The organism is Rhodococcus sp. KRD175, assembly GCF_017168275.1.
Lineage (GTDB): Bacteria > Actinomycetota > Actinomycetes > Mycobacteriales > Mycobacteriaceae > Rhodococcoides > Rhodococcoides fascians.
The window spans coordinates 325,909-348,175 of record NZ_JABFAQ010000002.1; the positions used below are offsets into that span (position 1 = coordinate 325,909).

The following is a 22,267-nucleotide window of genomic DNA, read 5'->3' on the forward strand; positions in this document are numbered from 1 at the left end:
CGCATTCTTCCGATGCTTCCGCTGCCGCACCTCGACCGCGAGTTCGATTACCTCGTTCCCGAGGACGTCAGCGACGATGCCCAGCCCGGTGTGCGGGTACGCGTTCGTTTTGCCGGCCGGCTCGTCGACGGGTTCGTACTCGCCAGGCTGGCCGAGACCGACCATCCCGGTCGTCTCGGCTGGCTGGACCGGGTCGTGTCCGCCGAGCGCGTACTGACTCCCGAGATCGCCGAGTTGGTGTCGGCGGTGGCCGATCGCTACGCAGGAACGCGAGCGGATGTGCTGCGTCTGGCGGTTCCGGCTCGCCACGCACGGGTCGAGGCAGAGCCCCCTCCGGTCGTCGACGAGGCAGCAGAGCCGGTCGTCGATCGCACGGGCTGGGCGGCGTATACCCATGGCTCCAATTTCCTCGATGCCCTTGGCGAGCACCGTGTTCCGCGTGCGGTGTGGCAGGCCCTACCCGGCGAGGTGTGGCCCGCTCGATTGGCCGAATTGGCTGCCGTCACCGTGGGGAGCGGACGGTCCGCAGTGGTCGTGGTGCCCGACCAACGGGATCTCGATCGCCTGGAGGGTGCATGCGCCGCGGCAGTCGGGGCCGACCGTGTGGTGGCGCTGTCGGCCGGTTTGGGACCGGCCAAGCGGTACCGGCAGTGGTTGCGCTGTCTGAGGTCGGGCCCCGTTGTCGTGGTAGGGACACGCAGTGCGGTGTTCGCGCCCGTGTCGAACCTCGGCCTGATCGCGATCTGGGACGACGGCGACGACAGTTTCGCCGAACCACGCTCACCGTATCCGCATGCACGTGAGGTGGCGTTGCTCCGGTCGCACGTGTCGGGAGCCGCGGTCGTCGTCGGCGGACATTCCCGGACGGCCGAGGCCGAGGCTCTCGTCGATTCCGGCTGGGCCCACGACCTGGTCGCCCCACGTGAGCTGGTGCGTGAACGGCAACCTCACGTGGTCGCGCTGGCCGACTCGGACCACGCGCTCGCTCGGGATCCGGCAGCCCGGGTCGCGCGGCTACCGGCGATCGCTTTCGAGGCCGCACGTGCGGCGCTGAAAGCGGATACCCCTGTGCTGGTTCAGGTTCCACGCGCCGGTTATGTTCCGTCGCTGGCGTGTGCGAAGTGCCGCCATCCGGCTCGGTGTCGACGCTGCAACGGTCCGCTCGCCCTGCCCTCGGCTCCGGGCAGCGACGGCGCGGGCAGCCCGACGTGTTCCTGGTGCGGAATCGCCGATGCCGCACACCGCTGTACGGTCTGCGGGTCTCGCAACCTGCGCGCCGTGGTGATCGGAGCGGGACGCACGGCCGAGGAGCTCGGCCGCGCCTTCCCTGGCGTGCCGATACACAACTCCGGTGGGGCCACCGTCCTCGATACCGTGCGCCCCGGTGGTTCGCTCGTGGTGTCGACCGTCGGTGCCGAGCCGACCGTGGACGGCGGATACGGCGCCGCGCTGCTGCTCGACGGTTGGGCGCTGCTGGGCCGGGCGGATCTGCGTGCGGCAGAGGAGACACTGCGCCGCTGGATGACGGCTGCGTCGATGGTTCGGCCCGGGGCGGCTGGGGGACGTGTGGTCGTGGTGGCCGAGTCCGAGATCCCCACCGTCCAGGCCCTGGTGCGCTGGGATCCGCTGTGGCACGCGCGCAGTCAGCTGGACGAACGAGTCGAGGTTCGGTTTCCACCGGCCGTTCACGTGGCGGCGATCGACGGGACCACCGACGCGATCACAGCGTTGGTCGACAGTGCAGATCTGCCCGAGACGGTGGAGGTACTGGGTCCCGTCGATCTCCCGGACGGTCAACGCGCACCGGCAGGGAGCAGCGAGGACGGGTTGTCCGGAGACGTGCAGCGGCTGCTGATCCGGGTTCCGCGAAGCACCGGAGCAGCGCTGGCGCGAGCGCTGTCGACTGCGCAGGCGTCCCGAAGCGCCAAGAAGCTCGGCGCGGGCGTACGGATTCAGATCGATCCCATTCGGATCGGGTGATGGGCTTTCTCTGTCCTGTCGCGTTCCCTACGTCCAGATAGAGAGGCAACCTCAGGGCCTTGTTAAAGTTCTATTGCCGATATATCGTCGACTTGTTCAATCGATACTAAGGAGAACGAGATGAACTACGCATTCGAAGGCTTTGCACACGAATTCGGACGCCGCGGAGGTCCCCGGATGGGACTCGCAGGCAATCGGCACGGAGACCCGCGCCGACGTGGCGCGCCGTTCCAGATGTGGGTTGCGCAGGACGACGAGCACGGCCCGGCAGAAGACGGAGAACCAGAAGGCGGAGAACGACACGAGAGAGGTCGGGGAAGGAGAGGTCACGGAGAACACGGCAGACGTCGGGGAGGTCCTGTCGGGCGGGGGCGTGACGGTATGTGGCCCGGTGGTGTCGGGGCCGGCGGTTTCGGGCCGAATGCCGACTTCGGTCGTGGTCGGGGCCGAGGCGGTCGGGGCCGACGTGGCGATGTCCGCGCGGCGATCCTCCTGCTGCTCGAGGACCGGCCGATGCACGGTTACGAACTCATCCAGCAGATCGCCGAGAAGAGCAACGGAACCTGGAAGCCGAGCCCGGGATCGATCTACCCGGCCCTGTCGCAGCTCGAAGACGAGGGCTTGGTGCTGATCGACAAGGTGGCCGGCCGGAAGACGGCAGCACTGACGGCCGAGGGCAGGCGTCATGTCGACGACCATCGAGCAGATCTCGGCAGTCCTTGGGACGACGTAGCCGGTTCCGTCGGCGTCGATGCGCGTGATCTTCGGGCACTGATCGGACAATTGATGGGAGCTGCCGGTCAGGTGGCCGGAGTCGGAACCGTGCGTCAGGTCGACCAGGCAGCCGAGGTGCTCATCGAGGCACGCCGATCGCTGTATCGCATCCTCGCGGAGGACGCTTCCGACAGTTCCGACAGCACCGACGCGACGTGATCGTCGGTGCGGAATCGTCGCACGCTGCCGTGACTCCCTAGGATGGACAACCGACATCGTTTCGTCCATCCCAGGGAGTTGCCTTCAGTGCGCGTCGTCTTCGCCGGAACACCGGAACCTGCGGTCCCGTCACTCGCGCGACTGGTGGAGTCCGAACGGCACGAGGTGATCGCCGTGGTCACCCGGCCCGATGCCGCAGCCGGCCGTGGACGCAAGACCGTGCGCTCGCCCGTCGGAGTGTTGGCGGACGAGCACGGCATCCCGGTGCTCACTCCCGCGAGGCCGTCGGACCCGGAGTTTGTGGCGGCGCTGACCGACCTCGCCCCCGACGTGTGCCCGGTCGTTGCGTACGGCGCGTTGTTGCCGCAACAGGTACTCGACATACCTCGGTACGGCTGGATCAATCTGCACTTCTCACTGTTGCCCGCGTGGCGTGGCGCGGCACCGGTACAGGCCGCGATCGCCGCGGGCGACGACGTCACAGGCGCATCGACGTTCCTTCTCGACGTCGGGATGGACACCGGTCCGGTACTCGGTGTCACCACCGAACGGATTCGGGATTCCGACACCACGGGTGATCTGCTCGGGCGTCTGGCGTCGAGCGGAGCCCACTTGCTCGCCGCGACGTTGGACGCGATCGAGGACGGAACGGCGGCAGCGCTACCGCAATCCGAGGACGGTGTGTCCTACGCGAGCAAAGTGACAGTCGATGCCGCGCGCATCGACTGGACGAGATCCGCGGCATTCGTCGACCGACACATCAGATCCGTCACACCGGCCCCGGGCGCGTGGACGACCATCGGGGATCTCCGCGTCAAGATCGCTCCTGTTCAGCTGTCGCCGGACACGTTGGAGCCGGGAACGATCGACGTACGCAAGACCGGTGTACACATCGGAACCGGAACCGGCGCAGTCGTTCTCGGCGATATTCAACCTCAGGGCAAGAAGGTCATGAGGGCACTCGACTGGGCGCGCGGCGCTCGGCTGGACGATACGGCGGTGGCACGATGACAGAGCCCGACAGGCCTCGTAAGCGCGAGTCGAGCCAGCCCCGCAAGTACGTCAAGAAGTCACCGGGGGCACGTGGGCCCAAAGGGAACCGGCCGCCGCAGGGCACCGGACCCCGTGCGGTCGACGCGATCGATCCGGCACGGCGTGCGGCCAGAGACGTGCTCAAAGCGGTGCGGGAGCGCGATGCGTACGCGAACCTGGTGCTGCCCGGGTTGCTCCGCGAGCGCAAGTTGGATTCTCGCGATGCCGCGCTGGCCACCGAACTCGCCTACGGCGCATCACGCGCTCGGGGTGTGCTCGACGCCGTGATCGCACACGCGGCCGGGCGGCCTGCCGCAGAGATCGACGGACCACTGCTCGACATCCTTCGGCTCGGGGCCTATCAGCTGCTGCGCACCCGGGTTGCCCCGCACGCAGCCGTCGCCACGTCGGTAGATCTCGCCCGCTCCGAATTCGGTTCCGGCAAGGCAGGTTTCGTCAACGCCGTGCTGCGACGAGTGTCCGAGCGAACCGCAGCGCAGTGGGTCGACGAGCTGGCACCGGCGACGACGGCGGATCCGGTCGGTCACCTGGCATTCGAATACGCCCATCCCAAGTGGATTGCGCAGGCCTTCGCCGATGCGCTCGGAGCCGATGCCGGGGAACTCGCCGCGGTGCTCGAGGCGGACGACGCGCGTCCCTCGGTCCACCTCGTCGCGCGACCGGGAGAGATTTCCGCCGAAGAACTGGCGCTGATCACCGGGGGAGAGGAAGGTCCCTATTCGCCGTACGCGGTGCACCTCGACGGCGGCGACCCCGGCAAGCTCGATGCCGTCCGGGACGGACTGGCCGGAGTCCAGGACGAGGGCAGTCAGCTCGTCGGCCGCGCGCTGACGTTGGCACCGTTGCTCGGCGACGACGGTGGCAGATGGTTGGACCTGTGCGCCGGTCCGGGCGGCAAGGCCGCCCTGCTCGGTGCCCTGGCGGAGATCGACGGCGCACGGGTCGACGCCGTCGAACCGACCCCGCACCGCGCCGACCTCGTGTCCAAGACCACCAAGGACCTACCGGTGACGGTGCACACCGTCGATGGCCGCGAGTCCGGACTCGACGCGGGTTACGACCGCGTGCTCGTCGACGCGCCGTGCACCGGTCTCGGAGCGCTGCGTCGTCGCCCCGAAGCGCGGTGGCGTCGCCAACCGTCCGACGTGGCGGCATTGGTCACCCTGCAGAAGGAATTGCTGGCGGCAGCGATCGATCTGGTCCGGCCCGGCGGGGTGGTGCTGTACTCGACGTGCTCGCCGCATCTGTCCGAAACAGCGGCCGTCGTTGCAGACGCCGTACGCCGGTACGGCGTCGAACAGCTCGACACCCGCGCGCTCGTGCCGGGAGTACCGCAACTGGGTGACGGCCCGTCGGTGCAACTGTGGCCGCATCGGCACGGTACCGACGCGATGTTCATGGCGGCGCTGCGCAAGCCGGTCTGATCACCCTCCGGCCAGGAACGCCTCGGCCACGTCTGCGGGTGCGTACACCAGCCACCCGTCGACGAGGAGTTCGCGCAGTTCGTCGTCCTCGGCGTTGTCGACGTCGATCAGAACGGCAGAGAACCCGTCGAAGTGCGGGATCGTGAAGCACGAGCGCGGATGTGCGGCGAGGATGGCTTCCTTCTCGTGCAGGTCGGCAGTCCTGACGGCCAGGATCGGTCCGGCGGGCGGGGTCTCGTCGCCGAATCGTTTCAGGTCGGCCTTGCTGAACGGTCGTACCCACGCGAACACGTGCTTGCCGATGCCCCAGGCGGGATTCCCGTACCGAACGCTTTCGGTGACTTCGGGCAATTCGGCAAGGACGGCGCTCGCGGAGTCCATGGTGGCCATGTCGGCACGATACCGGCTCGACTAGGCTCACCAGTCGTGGTTTCCCCGATGATCGCTCCCTCGATTCTGTCCGCCGATTTCGCGCGCCTCGCCGCCGAAGCCGATGCCGTCGCGGGGGCCGATTGGCTCCACGTCGACGTCATGGACGCACACTTCGTCCCCAACCTCACCCTCGGGCTACCGGTGGTCGAGAGTCTGCTCAAAGCAACGAGCATTCCCCTCGATTGCCACTTGATGATCGAGGATCCGGCGCGCTGGGCCCCGCCGTATGCCGAGGCCGGGGCATACAACGTCACGTTCCACGCCGAAGCAACGGATGACCCCAGCGCCGTGGCGCGCGACATCAGGGCCGCCGGTGCGAAAGCCGGCCTGTCGGTGAAGCCGGGTACCCCGATCGAGCCCTACCTCGAGATTCTGCGCGACTTCGACACTCTGCTGGTGATGAGTGTGGAGCCCGGTTTCGGAGGGCAGTCGTTCATGCCCGAAGTACTGTCCAAAGCCAAAGCTGTTCGGGCACTTGTCGATTCCGGAGATCTACGCTTGGTGGTCGAGATCGACGGCGGCATAAACTCCGACACCATCGAGCAGGCCGCCGAGGCCGGCATCGATTGCTTCGTGGCCGGTTCGGCCGTGTACAACACCGCCGATCCCGCCGCCGCAGTGCGTGATCTCCGCGGCCGGGCCGCCCGCGCATCGCACCACCTGTCGTGACCGATGCCCCGGGCTCGGCCGTGTCGGTCGTCGAGGCGATGGCTCTGGCCGTCGACGCGTCCGAGGCCGCTCGGGGCATCAGCAGCCCCAACCCCGCGGTCGGTGCCGTGATCCTCGACGCCCGCGGCATCGTGGTGGGCTCCGGCTCCACCCGTCCACCCGGCGGCCCCCACGCCGAGATCGTCGCACTCACCGAGGCCGGCGACCGTGCGCGCGGCGGCACCGCGGTGGTGACACTCGAGCCGTGCAACCACACGGGCCGCACCGGACCGTGCTCGCAGGCTCTCGTCGCAGCCGGGGTCGCGTCGGTCGTGTTCGCGATAGCGGATCCGAACCCGCTCGCGTCCGGCGGGGCAGACACACTGCGGAACGCCGGGATTCGCGTCGAACAGGGCGTGGGGACGCGCGAGGTACAGCAGGGGCCACTGCGGGCCTGGCTGCACAAACAACGCACCGGACGGCCGCACGTCACTTGGAAATACGCCGCGACGCTCGACGGACGCAGCGCCGCCGCCGACGGAACGAGCCAGTGGATCACCGGACCCGAGGCGCGGGCGCACGTGCACGCCGAACGGGCCAAGCTCGACGCCATCGTCGTCGGAACCGGAACCGTACTGGCCGACGATCCACGGCTGACTGCTCGTCGCCCCGACGGCACCCTGGCATCGCATCAGCCGGTTCGAGTCGTCGTCGGATCGAGGCCCGCACCGGCGACCGCCGCGATCCGCGGTCCGGAGGCACCGACGGTGTTTCTGGACACACACGACCCGGCTGCGGTGATCGACGCGCTGAGCGAGTACACCGACATTCAGATAGAAGGTGGTCCGACTCTGGCAGGCGCGTTCCTCGCCGCCGGTCTCGTGGACCGCGTTGTCGCCTACATCGCACCTGCGGTGTTGGGGACCGGCCCGGCTGCGGTGGAGAATGCGGGGATCGGAACAATTGCCGACGCAATTCGGTTCCGCACGGAGACAGTCACCATGATCGGCAACGACGTTCTTCTGAGTGTCGTGCCCGAAGGAGCGAAGTAGATGTTCACCGGAATCGTCGAAGAGCTGGGCGAGATCGTGGCCAAGGACGAACTGCCCGACGCCGCTCGCTTCACCGTCCGGGGCCCGGTGGTGACCTCCGATGCCGGCCACGGGGATTCCATCGCGGTGAACGGAGTGTGTCTGACCGTCGTCGAAGTACTTCCCGACGGCGGATTCACCGCCGACGTCATGCAGGAGACGTTGAACCGATCGAGCCTCGGCGCTCTGGATGTCGGCAGTCGCGTCAACCTCGAACGCGCAGCGGCACTCGGTAGCAGGCTCGGCGGGCACCTCGTCCAAGGACACGTCGACGGAACCGGCACGGTAGCCGGACGCAGCCCGTCCGAGAACTGGACCGTCGTGCGCATCACCATGCCCACGTCGGTAGCGCGCTACGTCGTCGAGAAAGGATCCATCACGGTCGACGGTGTCTCGCTCACCGTGTCCGGGCTCGGAGTCGACGACGGCGGGCACTGGTTCGAGATCTCGCTGATCCCCACCACCCTCGACCTGACCACACTCGGCACGGCCGAGGTGGGTTCACCGGTCAACCTCGAAGTCGACGTCATCGCCAAGTACGTGGAGCGGCTGCAGGCGATCGACGCACAGTAAGTACTGTTGAAGTGCACGCAGGTAACGGTGCATCGGAGACATTTCCAGGGCGCTGAGCCAGGCCCGAGACCTATGGAGCGCACTTTCGTGACCAGGTTCGACAGTATCGAGCGCGCAGTTGCGGACATCGCTGCGGGCAAAGCAGTGGTGGTCGTCGACGACGAGGACCGCGAGAACGAAGGCGACCTCATCTTCGCCGCCGAGAAGGCCACCCCGGAACTGGTTGCCTTCATGGTCCGCTATACCTCGGGCTACCTCTGTGTCCCGTTGTCCGGTGAGGATTGCGACCGACTCGGCCTGCCGCCGATGTTCGCCACCAACCAGGACAAACACGGAACGGCGTACACCGTCACCGTCGACGCGCGAGAAGGTATCGGAACCGGTATCTCCGCCTCCGACCGAGCAGCCACGATGCGCCTGCTCGCGGACCCCGACACCGGAGCGAACGACTTCACCCGCCCCGGCCATGTCGTCCCGTTGCGCGCCAAGGAAGGCGGCGTACTGCGCCGCCCCGGCCACACCGAGGCGGCCGTGGACCTCGCCCGCATGGCCGACCTCCGCCCCGCCGGAGTCATCTGCGAGATCGTCAGCCAGAAGGACGAGGGAGCGATGGCGCAGACCGACGAGCTGCGGGTGTTCGCCGACGAACACGACCTCGCACTGATCTCGATCGCCGACCTGATCGCGTGGCGTCGTAAGCACGAGAAGCACGTCGTCCGCGTCGCCGACGCGCGAATCCCCACCAGCCACGGCACCTTCCGGGCCGTCGGTTACCAGAGCATCTACGACGAGGTCGAGCACGTCGCGCTGGTGCGCGGCGACATCTCCGGCCCCGACGCCGACGGCAGCGACGTGCTGGTCCGGGTGCACTCCGAATGCCTCACCGGCGACGTCTTCGGATCGTTGCGCTGCGACTGCGGCCCTCAGCTCGACGCCGCCCTCGAAATGGTGGCGGCCGAGGATCGCGGAATCGTGCTGTACATGCGAGGACACGAAGGACGCGGAATCGGCCTGCTGCACAAACTCCAGGCCTACCAACTCCAGGACGCAGGCTCGGACACCGTCGACGCCAATCTGCAGCTCGGTCTGCCCGCAGACTCCCGCGACTACGGAATCGGTGCCCAGATCCTCGTCGACCTCGGGGTCTCGTCCATGCGCCTGCTCACCAACAATCCGGCCAAACGAGTCGGGCTCGACGGCTACGGCCTGCACGTCACCGAGCGGGTGCCGATGCCGTTGCGCGCCAACGCCGAGAACCTGACCTACCTGCGCACCAAACGCGACCGCATGGGCCACGACCTGGTCGGCCTGGACGACTTCGAGCAAAATGACCCCGCACACCCCGCAGGCTCCACTCCTGGTGACAACGGTCATTCCGCAGGCTCCACTCCTGTCCGCGAGAACGGGGTCAACCCATGAGCGGCGACGGCGAACCCACCCTGCAGCTCGCAGGCGCGAGTGATCTGAAGTTGGCTGTCGTGGCCGGTCAGTGGCATCGGACGGTCTCCGAGGCGCTGCTCGCCGGTGCGCTCCGCAAAGCCGAGTCCGCCGGGGTACGCGACGTCACGGTCATTCGCGTCGCCGGAGCCATCGAACTACCCGTAGTCGCCCAGGCCCTGGCTCGCACCCACGATGCCGTCGTCGCTCTCGGCGTGGTCATCCGCGGCGGCACACCGCACTTCGAGTACGTCTGCGATGCCGTCACAGCAGGCCTGACACGGGTATCGCTCGACGAGGGCACTCCGGTCACCAACGGGGTGCTGACCACCAACGACGAGCAGCAGGCGCTCGATCGCGCCGGTCTGCCCGACTCGTTCGAGGACAAGGGTGGGCAGGCCACCGCGGCCGCCATCGACACGGCCCTGACCCTCAAGCACCTCCGGCAGCCGTGGACGAATCAGGACTTCCAATGACGCGCGACGAATCTCCGTCCGAATGGGACATGGAAGTGAAGTCCCGTAAGTCGGCCCGGTACGCGATCGCTGCCGCGGTGTTGCTCGTCGTCGCTCACTCGACTGTCGCGGTGCTGCTTCGGGTGTCGCCGACCGGGGTCTACTTCAGGACCGCCGATCAGCTGGCGATGGCGGGAATAGGCGTGTTGCTGGCGGGCCTGGCTCTGCTGCTCACCCGCCCGCGCATTCGCGTCGGTCCGGCAGGTGTGGCGGTCCGAAACGTGTTCTCGGAGCGGATGATCGAGTGGGACCTCGTGCGCGGCCTGTCATTTCCCGACGGGGCGATGTGGGCCAGGGTCGACATCCCCGATGACGAGTTCATCAATGTGATGGCCATCCAGTCCAACGATCGTGAGCACGCCGTCGCGGCCGTTCGAAAGTTCCGTGCGCTCGAGCGCGAGTACGCGCCCGCTCGCGTCGATCAGGACTGACTCTCTGCCGCACGCTCTCGTGCACCGCTGCTGAGCTGGAGATGCGGAGAACGTCGGACCCGACCGCTAACGTGGAAGGCGTGTCCGACCCCGCTACCTATCGTCCGGCCACCGGAACCATCCCGGTGGAACCGGGCGTGTACAAATTCCGCGATCCGCACGGTCGCGTCGTCTACGTAGGCAAGGCCAAGAGCCTGCGCAGTCGCCTCAATTCCTACTTCGCCGACGTGGCCTCGCTGCATCCGAGGACCCGGCAGATGGTCACCACCGCGGCGTCCGTGGAGTGGACGGTGGTCACCACCGAAGTCGAGGCACTGCAGCTCGAGTACAACTGGATCAAGGAATTCGATCCACGGTTCAATGTCCGCTACCGCGACGACAAGAGCTACCCGATGCTCGCGGTGACGATGAACGAGGAATTCCCACGCCTGTTCGTGTACCGCGGACCCCGCCGTAAGGGCGTGCGCTACTTCGGTCCCTACGCTCATGCGTGGGCCATTCGCGAGACGCTCGACCTGCTGCTGCGCGTGTTCCCGGCACGAACGTGCTCGACCGGAGTCTTCAAGCGGCACAACCAGATCGGGCGCCCCTGCCTGCTCGGGTACATCGACAAGTGCTCGGCGCCGTGCGTGGGACGCGTCAGTGCCGAAGAACACCGCAGTACCGTCGAGGACTTCTGCGACTTCCTGGCCGGCAAGACCGACAAACTCGTGCGACAGCTCGAGAAGAAGATGCAGGCGGCCTCGGAGGATCTCGACTTCGAGACCGCGGCACGGTTACGTGACGACGTGGGCGCGCTGCGTCGGGCGTTGGAGAAGCAGGCCGTGGTGCTCGGTGACGGTACCGACGCAGATCTGGTCGCATTCGCCACCGACGCCCTCGAAGCCGCCGTTCAGGTCTTCCACGTCCGCGGTGGCCGCGTACGGGGACAGCGCGGGTGGGTGGTCGAGAAGGCGGGTGAGGTGATCGAACGGCAGGACGAGGCCGACCTCCCCGCCCTCGTCGAACAGTTTCTCACCCAGTTCTACGGCGAACAGGCGGCGTTGTCCGCGCAGACCCCGGGCACCGACGACGGCGGGTCCAACGCCGTTCCTCGCGAGGTTCTGGTGCCGGTGCTACCGGACAACGCCGACGAAGTGCAGGTGTGGCTCAGCGAGTTGCGTGGATCCAACGTCACGTTGCGGGTTCCGCAGCGCGGCGACAAGAAGGCACTGGCCGAGACCGTCGAACGCAACGCCAAAGAGGCTCTGCAGCAGCACAAGCTGAAGCGTGCGGGTGATTTGACATCGAGATCTGCTGCGCTGCAAGGTATTCAGGAGGCGCTCGACCTCGATTCGGCGCCGCTGAGAATCGAATGCATCGATATCTCGCACGTACAGGGCACCGATGTGGTCGCGTCACTGGTCGTGTTCGAGGACGGATTGCCGCGCAAGAGCGACTACCGCCACTACGCGATCAAGGAAGCGGCAGGCGACGGGCATTCCGACGACGTCGCCAGCATCGCCGAGGTGACCCGGCGTCGTTTCCTCCGTCATTCTGCAGACGGAGCCAACGCTGTCGGCAGCGGCGGCGATCTGGCTCCCGAAGCCGCGCTCGATCCCCAAACCGGGAGGCCACGCAGGTTCGCTTATCCGCCCAACCTGTTCGTCGTCGACGGCGGTGCACCACAGGTCGCAGCGGCCGCAGCAGTGCTGGACGAACTCGGTGTCACCGACGTCGCCGTCGTCGGGCTCGCCAAACGACTGGAAGAAGTGTGGGTACCGGGGGAGGAGGATCCGGTGATCCTGCCGCGCACGAGTGAATCTCTGTATCTCCTGCAGCGAGTGCGCGACGAGGCGCACCGATTTGCCATCACCTTCCATCGAAGCAAGCGATCACGCCGTATGACTGCGTCGGCCCTCGACTCGGTGCGCGGGCTCGGCGAGTCGAGGAGAACCGCGCTCGTGGCGCATTTCGGATCGGTGGCCAATCTCAAGAAGGCAACGGTCGAAGAGATCGTCGAGGTCCCCGGAATCGGCGCGACCACCGCCAGGTCGGTGCTGGCCGCATTGGGTTCCGACCCGAGCGGGGCCGATGTAGGCGATGATGGCAGCGCAACGGCAACGACACCGGGCGAGAACACGGCCGACCATGCGATCGAACCGCGTGTGGAATCGGCGGGACAGGCTTCGTAGTGAGCGAACACCAGACACAGGCACACCCACCGTCCGAGCCGCACCCCGGAAACCCCGACGAGCGGGCCGACTCGCCGCACGACGGCATCGAAGTGGCGTTGGTCACGGGCGTGTCCGGCGCCGGGTTGCGCACGGCCGCCAAGATTCTCGAAGATCTGGGTTGGTACGTGGCCGACAACCTGCCGCCCGAGCTCATTTCCAAGATGGTCGATCTCGGGCTGGAGTCGCAGCCCCGTATCGAGCGTCTCGCCTTGGTGATGGACGTGCGCAGCCGCCTGTTCACCGGCGATCTGGGCTGGGTGGTCAAGGAACTCGACTCCAAGGGTGTGCGCAATCGCGTGCTGTTCCTGGATGCGTCCGACGCCGTGCTGGTCCAGCGGTTCGAATCGAATCGGCGCAGTCACCCGTTGCAGAACGACGGCCAGGACGGAACTCTGACCGAGGGGATCACGGCCGAGCGACTACGGCTCGCGCAGGTCAAGGCGGCCGCCGACCTGACCGTCGACACGACCTCGTTGTCGGTGCACCAGCTTCGGCGCAAGATCGAAACGGTCTTCGGGGCCGCTGACACTGTCGGCGTCGGCGTGACGGTCCAATCCTTCGGCTTCAAGTACGGCTTACCGATGGATGCCGACCTGGTCTGCGACGTGCGTTTTCTGCCCAATCCGCACTGGGTGCCCGAACTGCGCGAACACACCGGTCAGGACGCGGATGTGCGCGACTACGTCCTCGGACAGAACGGGGCGCACGACTACCTGCAGACGTACACGCACCTGTTGAATCTGACCATCGAGGGATACGTGCGGGAAGGCAAGCGATACATGACGGTGGCCGTGGGCTGCACCGGAGGAAAACACCGAAGCGTCGCGATGACGGAGGCCCTGGCCGGTATTCTCGCCGAACAGGGGGACGTATCGGTCCGCGTCCTGCACCGTGATCTGGGCCGCGAATGAGCGATACTCCGCACCGTCCGGTATCGGGTTCGGGTCCCAAGATCGTCGCTCTGGGCGGCGGCCATGGTTTGTACGCGACGCTGTCGGCAGCTCGGCTGCTCAGCAGCGATGTCACTGCGGTCGTGACGGTCGCCGACGACGGCGGGTCCTCGGGTCGTCTGCGGGCAGAACTCGGCGTCATCCCGCCCGGAGATCTCCGGATGGCGCTGGCTGCCCTGGCCCGCTCGGATGCCAGAACCCAGCTGTGGACCGACGTCATTCAGCACCGATTCGGGGGCACCGGTGCCTTGGCCGGCCACTCGGTGGGAAATCTGGTTCTCGCCGGGCTCACCGAAGTACTCGGCGACCCGATAGCTGCCCTCGACGAGATGGTGCACATGCTCGGTATCGACGGACGAGTGCTGCCGATGTCACCGATTGCGCTCGACATCGAAGCCGATGTATCCGGCCTCGAGGACGACCCACGCGTGAGTCGCGTCATTCGCGGTCAGGTCGCCGTCGCCACGACGCCCGGCAAGGTCCGGCGCGTGCGGCTGTTGCCACCGGACCCGCCTGCGTCGCCGGAGGCGCTGGCCGCCATCGCGGCGGCGGACCTGGTCGTGCTCGGTCCCGGATCGTGGTTCTCGAGTGTCATTCCCCACGTTCTGGTGCCGGATCAGCTCGCTGCACTGGCGCACACAAGCGCGCCCAAGGTGCTCGTACTCAACCTGGCACCGGAGCTGGGGGAGACCACCGGATTCTCCGCCGAGCGCCATGTCCACGTACTCTCCCAACACGCACCTGATTTGGGAATCGACCACGTGTTGGTCGATTCCGCCTCGGTCCCGGAGGGCAGCAACCGCGAGCACGTGGCGCGCGCCGCTGCCCGGCTCGGCGCTGGGGTCGTCTACGTCGACGTTGCCGAAACCGGCACTCACGCACATCATTACGGAAACCTGGCTGCTGCTCTCGGAGCCATCGTGTCGTCCACCGACGGCTCGGCACCGACAGCGGCGCGCAGAGAGGGGATCACTTCGTGGCCATGACAGCGGAGGTCAAGGACGAGCTGAGCAGGCTCACCGTCAGTCAGGTCAGCTGCCGTAAGGCCGAGGTGTCCGCCCTGCTGCGTTTCGCCGGCGGGTTGCACATCGTCGCGGGTCGAGTGGTGGTGGAGGCCGAGGTGGATCTCGGCTCCATCGCACGGCGGCTGCGACGCGAGATCTTCGAGCTGTACGGCTACTCCTCGGATGTCCACATGCTCAGTGCCGGAGGCCTGCGCAAGACGTCTCGGTACGTGGTGCGCGTGGCCAAGGACGGTGAGGCTCTGGCCCGCCAGACCGGACTGCTCGACCTCCGTGGGCGTCCCGTGCGTGGCCTGCCCGCTCAGGTCGTGGGCGGCACCGTCGGCGACTCCGAGGCCGCGTGGCGCGGCGCGTTTCTCGCCCACGGCTCGCTCACCGAGCCGGGCCGGTCGTCCGCGCTCGAGATCAGCTGCCCCGGGCCCGAAGCGGCGCTCGCCCTCGTCGGTGCCGCTCGGCGCCTCGGCGTGGCAGCCAAGGCACGTGAGGTGCGCGGCACCGATCGAGTCGTCGTACGAGACGGCGAAGCAATCGGAGCGTTGCTCACACGCATGGGCGCTCAGGACACCCGGTTGGTGTGGGAGGAGCGCCGGATGCGCCGCGAGGTGCGGGCCACCGCCAACCGTCTGGCCAACTTCGACGACGCCAACCTGCGCCGGTCCGCTCGGGCCGCGGTTGCGGCCGCCGCTCGCGTCGAGCGGGCTCTGCACATTCTCGGCGACGACGTACCCGATCATCTCGCTGCGGCAGGATCGCTTCGGGTTCAGCATCGCCAGGCCTCACTGGAGGAACTCGGTCAGTTGGCCGATCCGCCGATGACCAAGGATGCGGTGGCCGGTCGGATCCGGCGTCTGCTGTCCATGGCCGATCGGAAAGCGAAGGAGACCGGGATACCCGACACCGAGTCGGCGGTCACCGCAGAGCTGCTCGACGAGGCGTAGAGCGCCTCGATCGAGTGATGCGCGCGCTCCGCCGAAGCGCACACTAGGGTAGGAACCGCGTGTGGCACCCCGCATGCAGGCACGACCAGACATCTGTTTTCACAACTTTTAGGAGCGAACAGTGACGATCCGGGTAGGCGTCAACGGCTTCGGCCGCATCGGGCGTAACTTCTTCAGGGCTGTCGACGCGCAGAAGGCGCTCGGTACCACCGACATCGAAATCGTTGCTGTCAACGACCTGACCGACAACGCATCGCTCGCACACCTGCTCAAGTACGACTCGATCCTGGGCCGCTTGCCGCACGACGTCTCGCTCGAAGGCGAAGACACCATCGTCGTCGGCGGCCAGAAGATCAAGGCTCTGTCGCTGCGTGAGGGACCGTCCGCACTTCCGTGGGGTGACCTGGGTGTCGACGTCGTCGTCGAGTCCACCGGCATCTTCACCGACGCTGCGAAGGCTCAGGGTCACATCGACGCCGGTGCCAAGAAGGTCATCATCTCCGCGCCCGCCAAGGGCGAGGACATCACCATCGTCATGGGCGTCAACGACGACAAGTACGACGGCAGCCAGAACATCATCTCCAACGCGTCGTGCACCACCAACTGCCTCGGCCCCATCGCCAAGGTTCTCGACGACGAGTTCGGCATCGTCTCGGGTCTCATGACGACCATTCACGCGTACACGCAGGATCAGAACCTGCAGGACGGCCCGCACAGCGATCTGCGTCGTGCACGTGCCGCAGCTCTGAATGTCGTCCCCACCGGTACCGGTGCAGCCAAGGCCATCGGCCTGGTTCTCCCGCAGCTGCTCGGCAAGCTCGACGGCTACGCACTTCGGGTGCCGATCCCCACCGGCTCTGTCACCGACCTGACCGCTCTGCTGAAGAAGAAGGCCAGCGCCGAGGACATCAACGCCGCGATGAAGGCTGCCGCGGAGGGCCCGCTGAAGGGCATCCTGAAGTACAACACCGATCCCATCGTGTCCTCGGACATCGTCACCGACCCGCACTCGTCGATCTTCGACGCGCCGCTGACCAAGGTCATCGACGACCAGGTGAAGATCGTCTCCTGGTACGACAACGAGTGGGGCTACTCCAACCGCCTCGCCGACCTCATCGGTCTCGTCGGCAAGTCCCTCTGACACCGATGGCTGTCAAGACACTGCAGGATCTGCTCGATGCCGGTGTCGAAGGACGTGGCGTCCTCGTGCGATCGGACTTCAACGTCCCGCTCGAGGACGGCACGATCACCGACCCCGGCCGCATCCAGGCGTCGATTCCGACCCTTCGTGCACTGGTCGAGGCCGGTGCGAAGGTCATCGTCACCGCTCACCTCGGTCGCCCCGACGGCAAGCCCGATGCGAAGTACAGTCTGGCTCCGGTCGCTGCCAAGCTCGGCGAACTGCTCGGCCGGCACGTCCAGCTCGCGGGAGACGTTGTGGGTCAGGACGCCGAGGCACGCGCCGAGGGCCTGACCGACGGCGACGTACTGCTGCTCGAGAACATCCGCTTCGATCCGCGTGAGACCAGCAAGGACGAGTCCGAGCGAGCCGCACTGGCTCGTGAGCTCGTTGCTCTGGCCGGCGACGATGCGGCATTCGTCTCCGACGGATTCGGCGTCGTGCACCGCAAGCAGGCGTCGGTCTACGACGCGGCGCAGCTGCTTCCGCACTACGCGGGCACACTCGTCGCGGCCGAGGTCGAGGTGTTGGCCAAGCTGACCGAGGATGCGGCTCGTCCGTACGCGGTGGTGCTCGGCGGCTCCAAGGTCTCGGACAAGCTCGGCGTCATCGAGGCGTTGGCTCCCAAGGTCGACACCCTCGTCATCGGCGGCGGCATGGCGTTCACTTTCCTTGCCGCCCAGGGTTATTCGGTCGGTAACTCGCTGTTGCAGGAGGATCAGATCGGGGTCTGCAAGGACCTGCTCGAGCGCTTCGGCGACGTGATCCATCTTCCTGTCGACATCGTCGTCGGAGACAAGTTCGCGGCCGACGCCGAGTCCAAGACCGTCAAGGCATCCGAAATTCCGGACGGCTGGATGGGTCTGGACATCGGACCGGACTCGGTCAGTCGTTTCGCCGTCGTGCTGTCCAATGCGAAGACGATCTTCTGGAACGGACCTGCAGGCGTCTTCGAGTTCGACCAGTTCTCGGCCGGTACCAAGGGCATCGCAGAGGCGATCATCGGAGCCACCGAGAAGGGCGCGTTCAGCGTGGTCGGTGGTGGTGATTCCGCGGCTGCGGTACGCACCCTCGGGCTGCCCGACGACGGCTTCTCGCACATCTCCACCGGTGGCGGTGCATCCCTCGAATACCTCGAGGGCAAGCAGCTGCCCGGTCTATCCGTCCTGGAGGCGTAACGCATGGCACGTAAGCCGCTCATCGCGGGCAACTGGAAGATGAACCTCAACCACCTCGAGGCCATCTCGCTGGTGCAGAAGATCGCCTTCTCGCTGCCCGAGAAGTACTTCGACAAGGTGGACGTCACGGTCATTCCGCCGTTCACCGACATCCGCAGCGTCCAGACGCTGATCGAAGGCGACAAGCTCCTGCTCACCTACGGTGCGCAGGACGTCTCCGCCGAGGACAGCGGCGCATTCACGGGCGAGATCAGCGGGTCGATGCTGGCCAAGCTGGGATGCACCTTCGTCGTGGTCGGCCACTCCGAGCGACGCACGTTGCACAGCGAGGACGACGCCGTCGTGCTGGCGAAGACGAAGGCTGCCCTGAAGAACGGGCTCACACCGATCGTGTGCATCGGCGAGGGTCTGAACATTCGTGAGGCCGGTGAGCACGTGGCCTACAACGTGGCTCAGCTCCGCGGTTCGCTCGACGGCCTCTCGGCCGACGACATCGCCAGGGTCGTCATCGCCTACGAGCCGGTATGGGCCATCGGCACGGGACGCGTGGCCTCGGCGTCGGACGCTCAGGAAGTGTGCGGTGCCATTCGGGAAGAATTGAAGGAATTGGCGTCGGCCGAGGTCGCCGCGGGCGTCCGCGTGCTGTACGGCGGTTCGGTCAACGCCAAGAACGTCGGCGAGATCGTCGGTCAGCCCGACGTCGACGGCGCGCTGGTCGGTGGCGCTTCGCTCAAGGCGGACGAGTTCGCCACATTGTCGGCGATTGCCGCAGGCGGACCGTTGCCCTGATCGGCCATCGTCACCGCTGCGCAGAACTGGTTTCGGACACCTCGCTTCGGCGGGGTGTCCGAAGTCGTTCGTGGGGCCAGGTAGGCTGCTGAGGGCATCGAATCGAGTTTGAGGTGGACATGGATCTGTTTCTGGATATTCTGCTGGTCATCACCAGCCTGGCGCTGATCTTGCTGATCCTGCTGCATCGCGGCAAGGGTGGCGGTCTGTCCAGCTTGTTCGGTGGCGGCGTGCAGTCCAGCCTGTCCGGCTCCACGGTCGTCGAGAAGAACCTCGACCGCCTCACTGTCTTCACCGGCCTCATCTGGCTCATCGCGATCCTCGGGATCGGTCTCGAGATCAAGTACACCTGATCCGTCCCGGCTCCGAGTGCGAGTTGACGGCCGAGCGACGATACTGGGGGGATGAGCGAATCCTCTTACGAGTCAGTCGGTTCCCCGGCATTCGTCACACCGACAGCTCGCGGGCGAGAGTTGACCGAGCCGCTGCGGGAGGACATCCGCTATCTCGGCGGCATCCTCGGTGAGATCATTCGCGAACACGAGGGCGACGAGGTCTTCGAGCTCATCGAGTCCGCGCGAGTGGAATCCTTCGCAGTGCGCCGCTCGGAGATCGAACGCGACGACTCTGTCGGCCGGTACACCGATGTCGAAGTGGCGCAAGCTATTCCGTTGATCCGCGCGTTCAGCCACTTCTCGTTGCTCGCGAACCTGGCCGAGGATCTCCACCGCGAGCGTCGACGTGCCATTCATCTGGACAACGGAGACCCGCCGCAGGACAGCAGCCTGGACGCAACGTGGTCGAAGATCGACGCCGCCGCTCCGTCGCGAGAGCAGGTGGCCGCCGCGCTGACCGACGCGTTGGTGGCACCGGTCATCACCGCGCACCCCACCGAAACGCGTCGTCGAACGGTGTTCGACGTCCAATCGAAGATCACCGCACTGATGTGTCGGCGCGAGGTCGCGTCGGCTGCCCCGGAGGGCAAAGCCGCCGGAGCCGCAAAGGAATTGGCCGCGATCGACGTGCAGATTCGCCGGCAGGTGCTGACGCTGTGGGAAACCGCCCTGATTCGGCTGTCGCGATTGCGCATCCAAGACGAGATCGAAGTGGGTCTCCGCTACTTCGAGTCCTCGCTGTTCGATGTCATGCCCGCCCTCAATGCCGATGTCCGCGCGGCGCTGCGAGCGCGATGGCCGGAGGACGACCTGCTGCCGCGGCCGATACTCCGGCCGGGGTCGTGGATCGGTGGAGACCGCGACGGTAACCCCAACGTGACCGGCGACGTGGTGCACACGGCCACCCATCAGGCCGGTTTCGTGGCGTTCGAGCATTACCTCGACGAACTGGTTGCGCTGGAGAAAGAGTTGTCGATGTCCGCGCGGCTGGTCGCGGTCACCGAGGAACTGGAAGCTCTGGCCGAGGCGTCGGCGGAACCGGACGATCGCCGGGCCGACGAACCGTACCGTGTTGCCGTTGTCGGTATCCGGGCCCGTCTGACAGCAACGGCACGGGCGGTTCTCGATGCGGTTCCGGTGTCCGGAATCGATCTCGGTGCCAACCAGTATGCGAGCCCGCAGGAAGTCCTCGACGATCTCGACACTCTCGACCGCGCGCTCCGGGCCGACGGAGACGGTCTGATCGCCGACGATCGACTGCTTCGACTCCGGCAATCGGTCGAGACGTTCGGATTTCATCTCCAGGCGTTGGACATGCGTCAGAACTCCGAGACCCACGAGGAAGTGGTCGCGGAGCTGTTGGCCTGGGCCGGGGTTCATCAGGACTATCGGTCGCTCGGTGAGGACGAGCGCGTGTCGGTGCTGTCCCACGAACTCGCCACTCGGCGTCCCCTGATCGGGCCCACCGCGCAACTCAGCGACCTCGCTGCGAAGGAACTGGGCATCGTCAAGGCGGCCAAGGAGGCCATCGACCACCTGGGCCCGGACACCGTTCAGAACTACATCATCAGCATGTGTCAGTCCGTCAGTGACATGCTCGAGGCGGCCCTGCTGCTCAAGGAGGCGGGGATCTTCGATCCCGGCGTCGACGGTTCGGCACCCAGGTCGACGGTGGGTGTCGTGCCGCTCTTCGAGACGATCGAGGACCTGCAGCAGGGTGCCGCGACGCTGCTCGCCACTCTCGACGTTCCGATCTATCGCGCTCTCGTGGCCGGTCGAGGTATGAACCAGGAGGTCATGCTCGGGTACTCGGACTCGAACAAGGACGGTGGCTATCTCGCGGCCAACTGGGCGCTGTACCGTGCCGAACTCGACCTGCTCGAAGCGTCCCGTAAGTCAGGAATTCGGTTGCGGCTCTTTCACGGTCGCGGTGGCACGGTCGGGCGCGGCGGTGGCCCCAGTTACGACGCGATTCTGGCGCAACCGCCCGGCGTGGTGCAGGGATCGCTTCGTCTCACCGAGCAGGGCGAGATCATTGCAGCGAAGTACGCCGAACCGTCGATGGCGCGGCGCAACCTCGAATCGTTGGTCGCGGGCACGCTCGAATCGACGCTGCTCGACCTCGAAGGATTGGGTGACGGCGCCGAGGCCGCCTACGACGTTCTGGACGACCTCGCGGCCAAGGCTCGGGCGGCGTACGGCCGGCTGGTGCACGAGGAGCCCGGGTTCGTCGAGTACTTTCGCACGTCCACGCCCGTTGCCGAGGTCGGCGAGCTGAACATCGGGTCGCGTCCGGCGTCGCGCAAGCCGACGAATTCCGTGTACGACCTGCGTGCTATCCCATGGGTGATGTCGTGGAGTCAGTGCCGCGTCATGCTGCCCGGCTGGTACGGCACCGGATCGGCCTTCGAGGAGTGGGTCGGTGACGACGACTCCAAGCTGGAGGTGCTTGCGGATCTGTATCGGAAGTGGCCGTTCTTCCGCACTGTGCTGTCCAACCTGGCGCAGGTCATGGCCAAGTCCGATCTGGGCATCGCCGCTCGGTATGCCGAACTCGTTCCCGACGCCGACCTCCGTGCACGCATCTTCGGCATGATCGAGGCCGAACACGCCACCACCGTTCGGATGTATCTGAAGATCACCGGTCACAGTCGATTGCTGGAGGACAACCCGGCGCTGGAGCGATCGGTACACAACCGGTTCCCGTACCTGGAACCTCTCAACCAGATGCAGGTCGAGATGTTGCGTCGATACCGCAACGGCGACGACGACGAACGGGTCAAACGGGGAATCCTGCTGACGATGAACGGCCTGGCTACGGCACTACGCAACAGCGGCTAGCACCGTACGTCTCGCTGCGCTGCCGCGGAACCGGTGGCCGACAGTCTGCGTCCAACCGGGTATGAGGACGTGCAGAAACACTCTCGACGCGTGGCGGGACGGGACGGCGTATCGGGTGATCGCTCGATCGCGGTATGCGGACTTCCGAGGCGGACTCGGTGACGACGGCGAGTCCATGCGTGGTTCGGACGGCAGTGCTTCAGACGGCGTCGGTTCGAACGACTACGGCGTCGATTCAGGG

At 66.6% G+C, this 22,267-nt stretch carries 20 protein-coding genes; 19 read left to right on the forward strand and 1 reads right to left on the reverse strand.

The features are described from left to right. Positions 1-12: 12 nt before the first annotated feature. The 4 genes from J1M81_RS02185 (at position 13) to J1M81_RS02200 (ending at position 5,390) form a co-directional block, all read left to right on the forward strand. Positions 13-1,980: a primosomal protein N' gene (locus J1M81_RS02185; protein WP_196249498.1), complete on the forward strand. Its 1,968-nt coding sequence runs from the start codon at positions 13-15 to the stop codon at positions 1,978-1,980. Positions 1,981-2,493: 513 nt separating this feature from the next. Next, positions 2,494-2,913, forward strand: coding sequence for a PadR family transcriptional regulator (locus J1M81_RS26980; protein ID WP_032372470.1), 420 nt, complete (start codon positions 2,494-2,496; stop codon positions 2,911-2,913). 87 nt (positions 2,914-3,000) lie between these two features. Next, entirely contained in the window at positions 3,001-3,924 is a 924-nt protein-coding gene (gene fmt / locus J1M81_RS02195) for a methionyl-tRNA formyltransferase (RefSeq protein WP_032372469.1), read from the forward strand. Then, the gene (locus tag J1M81_RS02200) at positions 3,921-5,390 is read left to right on the forward strand and encodes an RsmB/NOP family class I SAM-dependent RNA methyltransferase (RefSeq protein WP_032372468.1); all 1,470 of its coding nucleotides are present in this window, start codon (positions 3,921-3,923) and stop codon (positions 5,388-5,390) included. Before fmt ends, J1M81_RS02200 begins: the two co-directional genes overlap by 4 nt. Here J1M81_RS02200 and J1M81_RS02205 read toward each other — a convergent pair whose 3' ends face one another. Then, positions 5,391-5,780, reverse strand: a complete 390-nt coding sequence (locus tag J1M81_RS02205) for an MmcQ/YjbR family DNA-binding protein (protein ID WP_032372467.1) — start codon at positions 5,778-5,780, stop codon at positions 5,391-5,393. Positions 5,781-5,816: 36 nt separating this feature from the next. Between J1M81_RS02205 and rpe the strand changes: the two genes are divergently transcribed. The 15 genes from rpe (at position 5,817) to ppc (ending at position 22,026) form a co-directional block, all read left to right on the forward strand. Then, positions 5,817-6,491: a ribulose-phosphate 3-epimerase gene (gene rpe, locus J1M81_RS02210; protein ID WP_032365752.1), complete on the forward strand. Its 675-nt coding sequence runs from the start codon at positions 5,817-5,819 to the stop codon at positions 6,489-6,491. Positions 6,492-6,529: 38 nt separating this feature from the next. Further along, complete coding sequence (gene ribD, locus J1M81_RS02215) at positions 6,530-7,522, forward strand: bifunctional diaminohydroxyphosphoribosylaminopyrimidine deaminase/5-amino-6-(5-phosphoribosylamino)uracil reductase RibD (protein WP_045841913.1); 993 nt, start codon at positions 6,530-6,532, stop codon at positions 7,520-7,522. Next, positions 7,523-8,134, forward strand: coding sequence for a riboflavin synthase (locus J1M81_RS02220; protein WP_027496999.1), 612 nt, complete (start codon positions 7,523-7,525; stop codon positions 8,132-8,134). It begins immediately after the preceding gene. An 87-nt stretch (positions 8,135-8,221) separates the two neighbouring features. Next, complete coding sequence (locus tag J1M81_RS02225) at positions 8,222-9,553, forward strand: bifunctional 3,4-dihydroxy-2-butanone-4-phosphate synthase/GTP cyclohydrolase II (RefSeq protein WP_255182425.1); 1,332 nt, start codon at positions 8,222-8,224, stop codon at positions 9,551-9,553. After that, positions 9,550-10,047: a 6,7-dimethyl-8-ribityllumazine synthase gene (ribH, locus tag J1M81_RS02230; RefSeq protein WP_027497000.1), complete on the forward strand. Its 498-nt coding sequence runs from the start codon at positions 9,550-9,552 to the stop codon at positions 10,045-10,047. Before J1M81_RS02225 ends, ribH begins: the two co-directional genes overlap by 4 nt. After that, a complete protein-coding gene (locus J1M81_RS02235; protein WP_027497001.1) occupies positions 10,044-10,517 on the forward strand; it encodes a PH domain-containing protein in 474 nt (157 codons plus the stop codon). Before ribH ends, J1M81_RS02235 begins: the two co-directional genes overlap by 4 nt. Positions 10,518-10,597: 80 nt before the next feature. Beyond that, positions 10,598-12,691: an excinuclease ABC subunit UvrC gene (uvrC, locus tag J1M81_RS02240; protein ID WP_206497523.1), complete on the forward strand. Its 2,094-nt coding sequence runs from the start codon at positions 10,598-10,600 to the stop codon at positions 12,689-12,691. 86 nt (positions 12,692-12,777) lie between these two features. Further along, entirely contained in the window at positions 12,778-13,644 is an 867-nt protein-coding gene (gene rapZ / locus J1M81_RS02245; protein ID WP_027497003.1) for an RNase adapter RapZ, read from the forward strand. Then, a complete protein-coding gene (yvcK, locus tag J1M81_RS02250) occupies positions 13,641-14,669 on the forward strand; it encodes a uridine diphosphate-N-acetylglucosamine-binding protein YvcK (protein ID WP_206497524.1) in 1,029 nt (342 codons plus the stop codon). Before rapZ ends, yvcK begins: the two co-directional genes overlap by 4 nt. Continuing rightward, positions 14,660-15,643 carry a DNA-binding protein WhiA gene (whiA, locus tag J1M81_RS02255; protein WP_027497005.1) on the forward strand — a complete coding sequence of 328 codons (984 nt, stop codon included), beginning with the start codon at positions 14,660-14,662 and terminating at the stop codon, positions 15,641-15,643. The genes yvcK and whiA overlap by 10 nt, the downstream gene beginning before the upstream one ends. Positions 15,644-15,764: 121 nt before the next feature. Beyond that, the gene (gene gap / locus J1M81_RS02260) at positions 15,765-16,784 is read left to right on the forward strand and encodes a type I glyceraldehyde-3-phosphate dehydrogenase (RefSeq protein ID WP_008716538.1); all 1,020 of its coding nucleotides are present in this window, start codon (positions 15,765-15,767) and stop codon (positions 16,782-16,784) included. Between the two features lie 5 nt (positions 16,785-16,789). Then, a complete protein-coding gene (gene pgk / locus J1M81_RS02265; protein ID WP_206497525.1) occupies positions 16,790-18,001 on the forward strand; it encodes a phosphoglycerate kinase in 1,212 nt (403 codons plus the stop codon). Positions 18,002-18,004: 3 nt separating this feature from the next. After that, entirely contained in the window at positions 18,005-18,790 is a 786-nt protein-coding gene (gene tpiA, locus J1M81_RS02270) for a triose-phosphate isomerase (RefSeq protein WP_206497526.1), read from the forward strand. Between the two features lie 119 nt (positions 18,791-18,909). Then, positions 18,910-19,143, forward strand: a complete 234-nt coding sequence (secG, locus tag J1M81_RS02275) for a preprotein translocase subunit SecG (RefSeq protein ID WP_027497008.1) — start codon at positions 18,910-18,912, stop codon at positions 19,141-19,143. A 51-nt stretch (positions 19,144-19,194) separates the two neighbouring features. Further along, entirely contained in the window at positions 19,195-22,026 is a 2,832-nt protein-coding gene (gene ppc, locus J1M81_RS02280) for a phosphoenolpyruvate carboxylase (RefSeq protein ID WP_206497527.1), read from the forward strand. Positions 22,027-22,267 lie beyond the last annotated feature (241 nt).

Excerpts from the sequence above, each read along its gene's own strand:
- J1M81_RS02185 (WP_196249498.1), top strand. The coding sequence starts at position 13 with ATGCTTCCGCTGCCGCACCTCGACCGCGAGTTCGATTACCTCGTTCCC.
- pgk (WP_206497525.1), top strand. The coding sequence starts at position 16,790 with ATGGCTGTCAAGACACTGCAGGATCTGCTCGATGCCGGTGTCGAAGGA.
- ribD (WP_045841913.1), top strand. The coding sequence starts at position 6,530 with ATGGCTCTGGCCGTCGACGCGTCCGAGGCCGCTCGGGGCATCAGCAGC.
- J1M81_RS02200 (WP_032372468.1), top strand. The coding sequence starts at position 3,921 with ATGACAGAGCCCGACAGGCCTCGTAAGCGCGAGTCGAGCCAGCCCCGC.
- J1M81_RS02205 (WP_032372467.1), bottom strand. The coding sequence starts at position 5,780 with ATGGCCACCATGGACTCCGCGAGCGCCGTCCTTGCCGAATTGCCCGAA.
- ppc (WP_206497527.1), top strand. The coding sequence starts at position 19,195 with ATGAGCGAATCCTCTTACGAGTCAGTCGGTTCCCCGGCATTCGTCACA.
- yvcK (WP_206497524.1), top strand. The coding sequence starts at position 13,641 with ATGAGCGATACTCCGCACCGTCCGGTATCGGGTTCGGGTCCCAAGATC.
- J1M81_RS26980 (WP_032372470.1), top strand. The coding sequence starts at position 2,494 with ATGCACGGTTACGAACTCATCCAGCAGATCGCCGAGAAGAGCAACGGA.
- tpiA (WP_206497526.1), top strand. The coding sequence starts at position 18,005 with ATGGCACGTAAGCCGCTCATCGCGGGCAACTGGAAGATGAACCTCAAC.
- J1M81_RS02220 (WP_027496999.1), top strand. The coding sequence starts at position 7,523 with ATGTTCACCGGAATCGTCGAAGAGCTGGGCGAGATCGTGGCCAAGGAC.
- J1M81_RS02235 (WP_027497001.1), top strand. The coding sequence starts at position 10,044 with ATGACGCGCGACGAATCTCCGTCCGAATGGGACATGGAAGTGAAGTCC.
- ribH (WP_027497000.1), top strand. The coding sequence starts at position 9,550 with ATGAGCGGCGACGGCGAACCCACCCTGCAGCTCGCAGGCGCGAGTGAT.
- secG (WP_027497008.1), top strand. The coding sequence starts at position 18,910 with ATGGATCTGTTTCTGGATATTCTGCTGGTCATCACCAGCCTGGCGCTG.